This window comes from Thiothrix subterranea (assembly GCF_016772315.1).
Lineage (GTDB): Bacteria > Pseudomonadota > Gammaproteobacteria > Thiotrichales > Thiotrichaceae > Thiothrix > Thiothrix subterranea.
Genome location: NZ_CP053482.1, coordinates 2,446,309 through 2,458,197 on the forward strand (window position 1 = coordinate 2,446,309; position 11,889 = coordinate 2,458,197).

Sequence of the window (11,889 nt, forward strand, 5' to 3'; positions counted from 1 at the left end):
GATGCGGCAGCAAGGTTTTAATTTGATCGAAATTATGTTTGCGTTGCTGTTGCTAGGGTTGGTCATTTCGGTCAGCGTGGAAACCAGTAGCGGTGATTTTGCCAGTTACCAGCGCATGAAAGACACGACGTTGGCGCGTTGGGTGGCGTTCAACCAGCTTGCGGTGGTGCAAACGAGTAAAGGCTTTCCGGCGACGGGTAAATCTGAGGGCAAAGCCGATATGGGGCTGGATAAGTGGCAATGGCAGCAGGAAATTTTAGCAACGCCTGACCCTGATTTGCGCAAAGTGAAAGTAAGCGTGTTCCGCGAAGGGCAGCCGCAACAAATTCTGGCGGTGGAATTGGCTTATGTGGCGAACCCTCAGCCTAAAGTGCGGAGTGTCGGGCAATGAGGTTGCGCAACCGTGGCTTTACGTTGGTGGAATTGATGATTTCATTGGCGATTTTTTCCCTGATGATTTCCTTGGCGTATCAGTCGGTGAATATGTTGCTGGATGTGGGGCGGCAGGTGGAGCAGCCACAGGCCGAGTTGCAGCAGTTGCAGCGGGCTATGGTGTTTATTGAGCGGGATATGCGCCAGTTGGCGTTGTTGCGGCCTCAGCAGGAGAGTTTTCAGCCAATCGGTGCACCGAAGCCTAGCAATAGCATTGCTCAGCCGGAAGATATGGGGGTATTGCTGGAGTTTACACGCGGTGGACACCCGGATGTGGCTTGGCAGTTGCGGGCTTCGGGGCAAATGCGCAGTGGTTTGCAGCGAGTGCGTTATGTGGTGGAGGAAGGTAAGTTATTGCGGCAAACGTGGAATTTGGTGGATCACGTCGAGCAAGCAGAACCCGTGTCGCTGACCTTGCTGACAGACATAGAAGGTGAGCCACGCTTGCGGTTTCAGGCAGGAAAAAGCGGCGAGTTTAAGGAAAGCTTGCCAGCAGAACGTTCGCTGTTAACGGCGGTAGAGTTTTCAGTGCAGCACAAGCGCTTCGGGGTGCTGCGGCGGGTCTTTACTGTGTATTTATAAGAATATACTAATATTCATTCGTGGGTTACTGGAATTCAATGGCGTTAGACGCTATAGTTCCGCCTAGATTATTCAGAGGGTCTGGAGAGGGGGCGAGTACAGGTAATGTAGTCGGTTGTTTCCTCTTTGCGCCTTCGAGATCGTACCGCTTTGAGGAATAAGACCGCTAATGAGGATAACAACAAATACACTGAGGTTGCTCTTGTTGATGCTTAGCATTGTCGGTGAAATGCTGGCGGTTGCGCGAGCTGCCGAAATTGTGCGCGTGGAAGCGGTGACGTCGTTGTCTAGCTCGGTCTTGGGGAGTACAGTTATCCCTTATCGCGAGGTCACTTTGTCCGCTCAAGTGCCAGGAGCGGTTAAATTTGTGGCGGGTGAGGCAGGCTCTGGCTTTAATCAAGGTGACGTGATTGTGCGCATAGATGAGTCGCAATTAACCGCAAAGCGCAATGCGGTGTTGGCGCAAATTGCGATTGCTCAGGCAACGGTACAAAATTCTCAGGCGCAGTATACCCGTGAGCTAATCTCACCGCGCAGCAAAGACATTGGTGCGATGCCGGGTTTTGGTTTGCCTGCCATGTTTGATATGACGATGGTGCGCCCGTTTGCCGATTCCATGATGGGTAATTATGATTCGGATATGGGACGTTATTCGGATTTAATGAGCAGTGCCACTGGCGTTTCGCAGGCGCAAAGCAATTTGCAGCAAGCGATGTCGCAGTTGCAAGAAATTGATGCGGCCTTGGGTGATGCCAAGTCCGTTGCGCCGTTTGAAGGGATTGTGCTGGAAAAGCTGGTCGAAGTTGGCGATACGGTGCAGCCGGGGCAGCCCTTAATTAAGTTTGGGTATGTTAAATACAAGCGTTTGCAGGCGGATGTGCCTTCTGGCTTGGTGGGTAATTTGCGGGTGGGGATGATTATTCCTGCTAAACTAGACAGTAAGACCACGCTTATGGTCAAGCTCTCGCAAATTTATCCGGTTGCCGACCCCAGCCGCCATACGGTGACGGTAAAATTTGATTTGCCTGTTGATGCAGTAGCAGCGCCGGGTATGTATGCTGAGGTATACTTGCCGGAAACGCAAACGGGTGACGCTAAAATTGTGGTTATTCCCAAAACAGCCTTGCTCCGGGGGCGTAGCCTGCCAAGCGTATTGGTTGTGAAAAATGATAATACCTCCGAATTGCGCTTGGTAAGACTGGGTGCTGAACAAGAAGATGGTAAGGTAGAAGTGGTTTCCGGTTTAAGTGCAGACGAGCGGGTGGTGGATAAACCACCGGCTACGGCCTCCTCCGGTTGGATGCCACCGGTAGAATAAAGATGAATATGATTTCCCCGCTAGGAATGTAACTAATTATGAATGATTCTCCGCACAATGCAGCAGCACCTCAGCACCCACACCACAATTTGGGTATGGCGGGGGCAATGGCTAAAGCCTTTATTACCTCGCCGCTCTCGTTACTGTTGCTGTTGGCCTTCTTTGCCGTAGGTGTGTTGGGGATGTGGGTAACGCCGCGTCAAGAAGATCCGCAGATTTCGGTGCCGATGGTGGATATTTTCGTGCGTTACCCCGGTGCATCAGCGCAGGAAGTCGAAAACCTCATCTCCCGCCCCTTAGAAAGCATTATGTCGGAAATGACAGGTGTCGATCATGTCTATTCCTATTCGGCGCGTGAGCAGTCGATGGTGACAGTGCAGTTCATTGTGGGTGAGGAACTGGAATCGTCACTGGTCAAACTGTATGACAAATTGGCGTCTAATAAAGACCGTATGCCATTAGGAGTGCCAGAGCCGCTAGTGAAGCCCAAAGGTGCGGATGATGTGCCATTGGTGACGTTAACTTTGTGGTCGAATCAGGTCGATGATGCCAACTTGCGCTTGGTGGCCTTGGATGTGCTGCAAAGTTTGCGTGAAGTTGAAAATACCAGCCAAAGCTTCATTGTGGATGGTCGCCATGAAGAGCTTAAAGTGGAAATTCTGCCGGAGCGTCTGGCAACCTTCGGGGTGTCATTGGAACAGGTGGCGAATGCTATCCGCATGGCAAATTCCGAACGCAATACCGGGTCAGTTGAGCCCGATGAGCGTGTCTTTAAAGTTTACAGTGGCGCCTTCTTGAGTTCTGCCGAAGACGTCAAGCGTTTGATGGTGGCGATGATTGAGGGTCGACCGGTATACGTGCGTGATGTGGCGACAGTCACTGAAGAGCCGAGTGATGCCGGGCGTTCTGTCGGGTATTACACCGGCACGGCTTTGGTCGATGGCGTAGAAAAGGCGGATAACGCACCCGCTGTAACCGTGGCGATTGCAAAGAAACACGGCACGAATGGGGTGAATGTCGCCGAGGCGGTATTAGCGAAGTTGGAAGCGTTAAAAGGCCGCATTATTCCTGACAATGTGAATGTTGAAGTAACCCGAAACTACGGTGAAACTGCCAAGGCGAAAGTTAATGAGCTGATTTTCAAACTCTTCGTCGCGACTGGCATTGTGACGGTTTTGGTGTGGTTCTTCTTGGGTTTCCGTGCTGCAGGCGTGGTATTGATCGTTATTCCTGCGGTTATTACCACCACCGTATTCTCCGCATGGCTCATGGGCATGACCATTGACCGGGTGAGCTTATTTGCGTTGATTTTCTCCATCGGAATTCTGGTGGATGACGCGATTGTGGTGGTGGAAAATATTTACCGCCGCTGGTTGATGATCGAAGATACCGATGTTGAAACAGCAGTCGATGCGGTACGCGAAGTGGGCAACCCAACGATTTTAGCAACCGGTACGGTAATTGCGGCCTTGTTACCGATGGGCTTTGTGAGCGGCATGATGGGACCTTATATGTTACCTATCCCGGTCTTGGGTTCGGTAGCGATGGTGATCTCTCTGTTTGCGGCTTTTGCGTTTACGCCTTGGTTGACCAATCGCTTTAAACCTTCCTTGAAGAGTTTGCGGGAAGCGGCAGAGAAGGAACACAAACAAGCAGCGCGTATGGAAAAGTTGTTCCGTGGGCTGATTGTGCCGTTGGTGACCAATAAAAAGAAAGGTTACGCCTTCTTGCTGGCTATTATTATGGTGTTTTTCGCCTTCATGTTGTTGTTCTACCCGATGCAAGCGGTGCGGGTGAAAATGTTGCCACTGGATAATAAGCCAGAGTTCAACGTGGTCTTAAACATGCCGGAAGGTACTGCATTACCTGTGACGGCAAATTTAGTGCATACCATGGCTACTAAATTGAAAGAAATTCCCGAAGTCACTGCCCTGCAAACGTACACGGGTACAGCCTCACCGTTTAACTTTAACGGTTTGGTGCGCCATTATTACCTGCGTCAGCAGTCTTGGCAGGCCGATATTCAAGTGCAATTGACCGATAAGCACGACCGTAAGCGCACCAGTCACGAGATTGCGGTGGAAGCCCGTGCCTTGTTGCAACCTTTGCTGAAAGCGACGGGCGGTAAATTACAAGTGGTGGAAATGCCGCCTGGCCCGCCGGTATTGCAATCTGTTGTGGCGGAGATTTACGGGCCGGATGCCAATACCCGCCGTCAAGTCGCGGCTGATTTGACCAAGCTGTTTGAGCAGGCGGAAAATTTGGATGACGTGGATAATCTGATGGAAGAGGATCATGAAATCCTGCGTTTCATCGTGGATTCCGACAAAGCCCAACGCAATGGCATTACCGCTGAAACGGTCAACCGCACGCTGGAAATGGCGATGGGCGGCTTTATTCTGGGTGATATTAAGAAAAATGCCTTGATTGACCCAACCCGTATTGTGATGCAGGTGCCGTTGAGTGCGCGTTCACAGATTTACCGTTTGTCCCAGTTGCCGGTGACGAATCATATTGGGCAGTTTGTGCCGTTGCATGAATTGGGTACGTTTGTGTTTGATAAACAAGACAAGCCGATTTACCGCAAAGATTTACGCGCCGTCGAATACGTGACCGCTGAAACCGTGGGGCGTTTAGCGGCACCGGTATACGGTCAAGGACAGGTGGAAACACTGCTGGCGGAATTTAATAATGGCGAAGGTTATCGTTCACCCGATGGCACGTTGTTGCTGGATGAGGCATACTGGTTAAAATCGCCCCAAGGCGTTGAAAGCAAGTCGGCGTTTGAATGGGGTGGTGAATGGACGGTAACGTGGGAAACGTTCCGGGATATGGGTATTGCATTTGCAGCAGCACTGGTGTTGATTTACATGCTGATTGTGGCGCAATTTGGTAACTTTACCTTGCCTGCGATTATTATGGCACCGATTCCCTTGACGTTGATCGGGATTGTGCCGGGTCACTGGCTGATGGATGCGGAATTTACCGCAACCTCAATGATCGGTTTCATTGCGTTGGCGGGAATTATTGTGCGTAACTCCATTTTATTAGTGGATTTTGCCCGCGAAACGGTACTCAGTGGTGAGACCGTGCTGGAATCAGTCATTCGTTCCTGTGAAGCGCGGACACGTCCGATTATCATTACGGCGTTGGCTTTATTTGGTGGCTCAATGGTGATTTTGTCAGACCCCATTTTCCAAGGCATGGCGGTATCACTGATTTTCGGTGGGGCAGTTGCCACGCTACTCACGTTGCTGATTATCCCATTGGGTTGTATTAGCGCGGGTGATTCTTTAAGCGGATTGCCGCCGAGTGGTGGCAATGGCGGTGGTTCCCACAGTGGTCATGCCCCAGCCGGTAACACGCAAGCGGTGAAGTCTGGTAAAAGTGTTGGGACAGTTGCGAAGAATACGCTGGGTTCTATCGGTATGTACCTATTGTCCCTATTGGGTCATTTGATAATGGGCATCATCGGTATTTTTGGCGCATTGCGAAAGTTGTTACAAAAACCCAAACCCAGCCAGGTGGCAAAACCGCAGGCGGTGCGTCAAGCGCCTAAGCAGCAGACTGTCACGGAAACGCCCAGTGTTGTTGCAGCGCCAGAGACGGTAATCACTGAGCCTGAGCTTGTCAGCACTGCGCTACCACAAGATGAGATGCCTTTGGGTTCAGCCGAACCTCAAGAGCGCAAGAAATCCTCCGCTAGACGGGGCATAAAACTCAAAACGGATATTTAATCTGGAAGGAAGACTAGCATGAAGATATTTAACAATAAGCAACGGGCTACCGCTGTTGCCGCAGTAACTTCTGCGGCGGTATTTCTGTTGAGTGCCAACGTATGGGCAGAAGCGGCAGACTTACCACCGCCACCGCCAGGCCCTTTTATGACCGAGGGTTCTGAGCAGATGGCCAGTTCTGCGAGTGCACCGGCTGCATCTGCGGCACCTGCTGCGCCGGTTGCCCCAGAAGCACCGGCGGTTTCGACTGCACCGGCCGCCCCGGTTGTACCGGCAGCTCCGACACAACCGGCTGCTCCTGCGGTATCAGAGGTAAAAGCCCCCGAAGCTCCGGCAGCACCTGCGGTTCCAGAGGTAAAAGCCCCGGAAGCACCAGCAGCTCCTGCGGTATCAGAGGTAAAAGCTCCTGAAGTTCCGGCAGCACCTGCGGTAGCTACTGTACCTGCTGCGCCAGCACAACCTGAAGTACCTGCTGTTCCAGCGACTCCGGCACAACCGGCAGCACCTGAAGTATCGGCTGCACCCACGCCGCCACCGATGCCTCTGCCGCCCGGTTCTTACTACTACCTGTACGCGATTCCAATGCCACAAGGTGTACCCGGTTACGGCAATGGCGCGGGTACTCCACCTGCACCAGAGATGATGCCGCCTGTGCAAGCAATTCCAATGCCGCAAGGTGGTGGCTACGTAATGCCACCACAGCAACCACCTGTGCAGCAATAATATACACCCGTAGCCCGCCCATGAGGGCGGGTTGCCGATGCAACCAAACGAAGAGAGCCTTGAATGATTACGCTGATTGGCAACCTCAAGGGGGGAACCGGTAAAAGCACCATAACGTTTAACCTAGCGTTGTGGGTGGCTACCCGTCACAACAAGCATGTGGTGGTGTATGACCTTGACCCTCAAGGAACCACAGCCGATGCCTTTGAAATTCGTCAGGAAGAAGGTTTTTTGCCTGCGATTGCGCCGCTGACATCCGTCAGTGATTTGGGTGCGCAAGACAATACCTCTGAAGTATTGGTGGACATGGGGCTGGCTGATATGGCAGCGGTTGAAATGGCGATCAGCAAAGCAGAACGTATTGTGGTGCCGGTTGCACCGAGTCAGGCAGATATTTGGTCTACGCAACGTTTTCTGAAAATGATCGAGGATATTCGTCAGGGACGCCCTGTTGAAATACTCGGCGTTATCAATCGGGCGGATACCCATCACGCCGTTCGCGAGACATCAGAAGCGGCTGAAGCGATGCAAATGTTGCCCGGATTGCGTTTGCTGGAGCAGCGTCTATACATGCGTACTACGTATCGGCGCTCGTTTAGTGAAGGTTTGGCAGTGTTTGAAATGGAGCCGCGTTCTAAAGCGGCGGTAGAACTGGATGCATTGGGACGTGCTTTGTATCCGGTATAAACATTATTTTTAATAAATCTGGGGTTTTAAGGAGATTCAGATGCATATTTTACGTTGGTTAATGAAACATCCAATTTTGCTGGCATGGTTGCTGGCGATTGTGGCTATCCTGCTGAACTTCAGCATGGGCACTAAGTCAGTTGAACACGGTAACGACGTTGCCGCTGGGCATGAACAGCCTGCTGCGGAACAGCAAGCGGTAGCACCTGCGCCAGTGGTTGCAGAACAGCCAGTTCAAGCAGTAGCCCCAGCGCCAGTGGCTGAACCCGCACCGATGGTTGCAGAACAGCCCGTTCAAGCAGCGGCTCCAGCACCAGTGGCTGAACCCGCACCAGTGGTTGCAGAACAGCCAGTTCAAGCGGCAGCGCCAGTGGCTGAACCCGCACCAGTGGTTGCAGAACAGCCCGTTCAAGCGGCAGCGCCAGCGGCTGAACCCGCACCAGTAGTGGCGGAGCAGCCAGTTCAAGCGGCAGCACCTGCACCAGTGGTTGCAGAACAGCCCGTTCAAGCAGCGGCTTCAGCGCCTGTTGCGGCTAATAATCCAGCGGATCTGTTGCGTGCGGCACGTGAAGCGTATTGGGCAAATGAATTGGATAGAGCTGTAGGTCTATACAGTGATTTGCTCAAGCAAACGCCTGATTCATTGGAATATAAAGGTGAGTTGGCGAACGTGTATTGGAAGCAAGGCAATGCTCAGCAAGCCGCGACTCTGTTTGCTGAAGTAGCGCCCAAGCTGGCTGAACAAGGTCGTGTTACTGAAGCATTAAACATGAAGTTGTATGTGGATATGGTAAACCCTGAGCTTGCGAAGCAAATTGATGCTGCCCTGAAAAAATAAAGCAGGGTAGCGGCGATGTATCAGTAGTTGTGCAGGATTAAGTTGCAATAACTTGACCTGCCGCTACTGTTACATGGCAAGTAAAAGAATAAGATTGAATACCAAAGATGTTCGGGAGACAAAATTCATGAAGAACGCATTGGATAGGGCGTGATACGCATTCACAGTAGCCGAGGTGTTATCTAAGGAGATAGATGGCACGTCGAAATCAGGAGTTAGGTATGAAAACGAATGAAAAATCCGCAGGGATTAACGACATTGAAAGCAATTTACACGATGTCGAAGACGAATTGCAGGATTTTGAGGAGCGCCAGGTTAATGTAACCCGAACCTTGCAAATGATTGTCTACCCCGCCATGGTAGCTTTCATTATTCTTTCCGCCTATGGCTTCTATTTGGTGCAATCTTTAACCACGGATGTCCATCATCTCACCTCAACCATTGCGAATATGCACAATTCGGTTGATACCAATATGACAAAAATGACGGGTTCTATTGAGTCGATGAATTCCCAAATGGGGAGTTTAGTGAATTCAACCGGTCAAATGACCAACAATATTGTTGGCATGAATAGCAGCACCCAAGACATGGCAGGCAACATCCAGCAGATGAATGCTTCGACCCAAAATATGGCTGTTTCCACGTACAATATGCAGCGCGATATGTGGAGCATGAATAAAAATATCTCCGGGCCGATGAAAATGTTTAACAAATTCAGCCCATTCGGTAATGACACCACCTCGCCTTATGTTGTACCGCCGCCAGCGGTCGCCACCCCTTATTATAATTACTACACTACCCCTGCCGGTACGGTTGCGCAAGGCGTAGCGGTTCAGCCACAAGCCGTGCAACCACCTGCTCCCACTGCTGCCACTATCGAAGTGCAGCCTGCTACGAATGCGGTGCAACCAGTAGTGGAAATCCCTGTGACTCAACCGCCGTCGAATGACTCGACAACTGCAAAAGATGGTCACAGTTCGCTGATAACGGAAGATGAAAAATTCGCCTCCTTAGAGGTTAAAGGATAACTATGACACCAGCCAAGCGCATGGAGCAACGCCTGAAACGGTTGCAGGAACACCTGAAACGTGAAAATCCGGTGTTAGTCGAGGCAGTCAACCAGTACCGCGAACTGGATGCTGTTGCTCAAAAGCTTGGTTTGTTACATGGCGGGGAATCTTACGCGACGCAGATTTCGTGGTGGCCGATGATTTCGGTGCTGGGGACTTTTTCAGCGGGTAAATCCAGTTTCATCAATACCTTTTTGGACATGGATCTGCAACGCACCGGCAATCAGGCGGTGGATGATCGGTTCACCGTGATTACTTTTAGCCCGGATAACCAGGTGCGGACTTTGCCCGGTTTGGCTTTGGATGGCGACCCGCGCTTCCCCTTTTACCAAATCAGTGAAGACATTGAACACGTTTCCAAAGGTGAAGGCGCGAAGATTGATAGCTATCTTCAGATGAAAGTTGCCCCCAGTGAAAAGCTGCGTGGCAAAATTTTGATTGATTCACCGGGGTTTGATGCTGATGAGCAACGCAAAGCCACCCTGAGAATCACTGACCACATCATTGAGTTGTCCGATTTGGTGATGGTGTTTTTTGACGCCCGCCACCCAGAACCGGGCGCGATGCAAGATACACTGGAACATTTGGTCAAAGGCGCGATGCGTCGCAATGACAGCAGCAAATTCCTGTTTATTTTGAATCAAATTGATACCTCAGCGCGTGAAGACAACCTTGAAGACATCGTATCGGCTTGGCAAAAAGCCTTGGTACAGCAAGGGCTTTCTGCCGGTAGTTTCCATATTTTATTCAACGACAAATTGGCTGTACCCGTCGCCAATGAGAATGTCTGGGCACGTTACGTGGCGAAGCGCGATGCCGATTACCAGCGCATTATGGCGCGTGTGAACGGGGTGAATATTGAACGTGTTTACCGCATTGTGGGGGCGATGGAATCCCAAGCCAACGCGATTGAACAGCAAGCTGTACCGCGCATTCGCGAGGCGTTACAACGTTGGCGCAAACAAGTATTGGCAGCGGATGCGCTGGTGTTTGGCTTATTAGCCGTGGCGTTAGTGGCGATGAGCATTGAGTTTGGCTATTGGGAAGGGTTGCTATTCAATCCGCCTTGGCTGGCAGCGTTTGCGGGCAACCTGTGGGCAACTATCGGCGTTTTAGCGGTGATTGCTGGATTGGCTTTAGGACTGCACTATTGGATTCGTCAGCGTTTGGCAAAGCGCATCGCGGCAACCCTTAGTAAGAGCGAAACTTATGGCAATCTGTCAGCCGCTTTCCTGAAAAGTACCCCTTTCTGGCGGAGTATTTTCCAATCATCGCCAGCAGGTTGGGGTGGTAGAACGCGGCGACGGTTGGATACTATTCGTCACGCCACTGACCGTTTTGTGCAGCACTTGAATGACCGTTTTACCAGCCCTTCCGGTGAAAATCAGAAACCTAAGTCTGCTTAGAGCGCTATGCCTAAGCGTATTGCTATTGCTTGCGGCATGTGAGCAACGTAGCCCTGCATGGTATCTGGAGGGAATGCAGGGCACGGCACTGTGGCACGTCACTCTCACGCATCCGCCCGCTACCCTCAATCAGGCTGAATTACAGGCGGGCTTAAATCAGACTTTCGCACAAACTAACCAATGGTTGGCAACGTGGGATGAAACCTCGGTATTGTCGCAATTTAACCGTTATCAAGGAACGGACTGGTTTGCCGTTGCCCCAGAATTGGCGGAGTTGGTTGAGCTAACGTTGCAACTCAGTCAGCAAAGTAACGGCGTATACGATGTAACCATCGGGCCGTTGATCAAATTATGGGGATTTAATTCGCACACCGGTGTAACAGCCGTGCCTGAGCAGACGGCTATTGATGCTGCGCGAGCAAAAGTGGGCTATCAAAAATTGCAAGTACGTCTTGAGCCACCTGCCTTACGCAAGTCGCAAGCGGATATTCTGGTAAATCTTGCTTCAGTAGCGGACGGCTTCGCGGCTGATCAAGCAGGGCGCTACCTTGAGGCGTTGGGCGTGCGTGATTACATGGTGGAAATTGCGGGAGAAGTACGCACCCGTGGCTTGAGTCCGCGTGGGGATGCCTGGCACATTGCGATTGAAAAGCCGGTGGAAGAGGGGCGGGTGATTCAGCAGGGTGTGAATTTGCAAGAGGCGGGTTTGGCGACTTCTGGTGATTATCGCAACTTTTTTGTCGAGGGTGGCAAACGCTACTCGCATACCGTGAATCCGGTAACAGGCTCTCCGGTGACGCATAATCTTGCATCGGTATCGGTAGTGGCGGCGGATGCAACGTTGGCAGACGCTTATGCGACATTGTTAATGGCCTTGGGCGAACAGCAGGGCAAAACATTTGCTGACACACACGGCATTAATGCTTATTTTATTTGGCGAACTGACGAAGGGTTTGAAACAGCCGATACGGTGGGTTTTCGGCAGGTATTGAGTAAAAAGTAGCAAGATCACTCAAATAACTCAATTATTTTAATCAATAGCTTTGCCTGATTTTTGGCGACTGTTTTGTTTTTGATCAATCATTATCTTATTGTT

The 11,889-nt window shown here is 51.2% G+C and carries 10 protein-coding genes; all 10 read left to right on the forward strand.

The window, feature by feature from the left end; all coding sequences use genetic code 11:
* The first annotated feature begins 1 nt into the window (after nucleotide 1).
* The 10 genes from gspI (at nucleotide 2) to HMY34_RS12100 (ending at nucleotide 11,796) form a co-directional block, all read left to right on the forward strand.
* Complete coding sequence (gene gspI, locus HMY34_RS12055) at nucleotides 2-391, forward strand: type II secretion system minor pseudopilin GspI (RefSeq protein WP_202715731.1); 390 nt, start codon at nucleotides 2-4, stop codon at nucleotides 389-391.
* Entirely contained in the window at nucleotides 388-1,014 is a 627-nt protein-coding gene (gene gspJ / locus HMY34_RS12060) for a type II secretion system minor pseudopilin GspJ (RefSeq protein WP_202715732.1), read from the forward strand. The genes gspI and gspJ overlap by 4 nt, the downstream gene beginning before the upstream one ends.
* Before the next feature lie 208 nt (nucleotides 1,015-1,222).
* Nucleotides 1,223-2,332 (forward strand): efflux RND transporter periplasmic adaptor subunit, encoded by a 1,110-nt coding sequence (locus tag HMY34_RS12065; RefSeq protein ID WP_202715733.1) that lies wholly within the window; start codon nucleotides 1,223-1,225, stop codon nucleotides 2,330-2,332.
* 38 nt (nucleotides 2,333-2,370) lie between these two features.
* Complete coding sequence (locus HMY34_RS12070) at nucleotides 2,371-6,069, forward strand: efflux RND transporter permease subunit (protein WP_202715734.1); 3,699 nt, start codon at nucleotides 2,371-2,373, stop codon at nucleotides 6,067-6,069.
* Between the two features lie 18 nt (nucleotides 6,070-6,087).
* Nucleotides 6,088-6,792, forward strand: coding sequence for a hypothetical protein (locus HMY34_RS12075; RefSeq protein ID WP_202715735.1), 705 nt, complete (start codon nucleotides 6,088-6,090; stop codon nucleotides 6,790-6,792).
* A 63-nt stretch (nucleotides 6,793-6,855) separates the two neighbouring features.
* Nucleotides 6,856-7,479 carry a nucleotide-binding protein gene (locus HMY34_RS12080; protein ID WP_202715736.1) on the forward strand — a complete coding sequence of 208 codons (624 nt, stop codon included), beginning with the start codon at nucleotides 6,856-6,858 and terminating at the stop codon, nucleotides 7,477-7,479.
* Between the two features lie 40 nt (nucleotides 7,480-7,519).
* A complete protein-coding gene (locus HMY34_RS12085) occupies nucleotides 7,520-8,317 on the forward strand; it encodes a tetratricopeptide repeat protein (protein ID WP_202715737.1) in 798 nt (265 codons plus the stop codon).
* Between the two features lie 221 nt (nucleotides 8,318-8,538).
* Nucleotides 8,539-9,345, forward strand: coding sequence for a hypothetical protein (locus HMY34_RS12090; RefSeq protein ID WP_202715738.1), 807 nt, complete (start codon nucleotides 8,539-8,541; stop codon nucleotides 9,343-9,345).
* A 2-nt stretch (nucleotides 9,346-9,347) separates the two neighbouring features.
* Nucleotides 9,348-10,793 (forward strand): dynamin family protein, encoded by a 1,446-nt coding sequence (locus tag HMY34_RS12095; RefSeq protein WP_202715739.1) that lies wholly within the window; start codon nucleotides 9,348-9,350, stop codon nucleotides 10,791-10,793.
* Nucleotides 10,741-11,796 carry an FAD:protein FMN transferase gene (locus HMY34_RS12100; protein ID WP_202715740.1) on the forward strand — a complete coding sequence of 352 codons (1,056 nt, stop codon included), beginning with the start codon at nucleotides 10,741-10,743 and terminating at the stop codon, nucleotides 11,794-11,796. The genes HMY34_RS12095 and HMY34_RS12100 overlap by 53 nt, the downstream gene beginning before the upstream one ends.
* Nucleotides 11,797-11,889 lie beyond the last annotated feature (93 nt).

Excerpts from the sequence above, each read along its gene's own strand:
- gspI (WP_202715731.1), top strand. The coding sequence starts at position 2 with ATGCGGCAGCAAGGTTTTAATTTGATCGAAATTATGTTTGCGTTGCTG.
- gspJ (WP_202715732.1), top strand. The coding sequence starts at position 388 with ATGAGGTTGCGCAACCGTGGCTTTACGTTGGTGGAATTGATGATTTCA.
- HMY34_RS12065 (WP_202715733.1), top strand. The coding sequence starts at position 1,223 with ATGCTTAGCATTGTCGGTGAAATGCTGGCGGTTGCGCGAGCTGCCGAA.
- HMY34_RS12070 (WP_202715734.1), top strand. The coding sequence starts at position 2,371 with ATGAATGATTCTCCGCACAATGCAGCAGCACCTCAGCACCCACACCAC.
- HMY34_RS12075 (WP_202715735.1), top strand. The coding sequence starts at position 6,088 with ATGAAGATATTTAACAATAAGCAACGGGCTACCGCTGTTGCCGCAGTA.
- HMY34_RS12080 (WP_202715736.1), top strand. The coding sequence starts at position 6,856 with ATGATTACGCTGATTGGCAACCTCAAGGGGGGAACCGGTAAAAGCACC.
- HMY34_RS12085 (WP_202715737.1), top strand. The coding sequence starts at position 7,520 with ATGCATATTTTACGTTGGTTAATGAAACATCCAATTTTGCTGGCATGG.
- HMY34_RS12090 (WP_202715738.1), top strand. The coding sequence starts at position 8,539 with ATGAAAACGAATGAAAAATCCGCAGGGATTAACGACATTGAAAGCAAT.
- HMY34_RS12095 (WP_202715739.1), top strand. The coding sequence starts at position 9,348 with ATGACACCAGCCAAGCGCATGGAGCAACGCCTGAAACGGTTGCAGGAA.
- HMY34_RS12100 (WP_202715740.1), top strand. The coding sequence starts at position 10,741 with ATGACCGTTTTACCAGCCCTTCCGGTGAAAATCAGAAACCTAAGTCTG.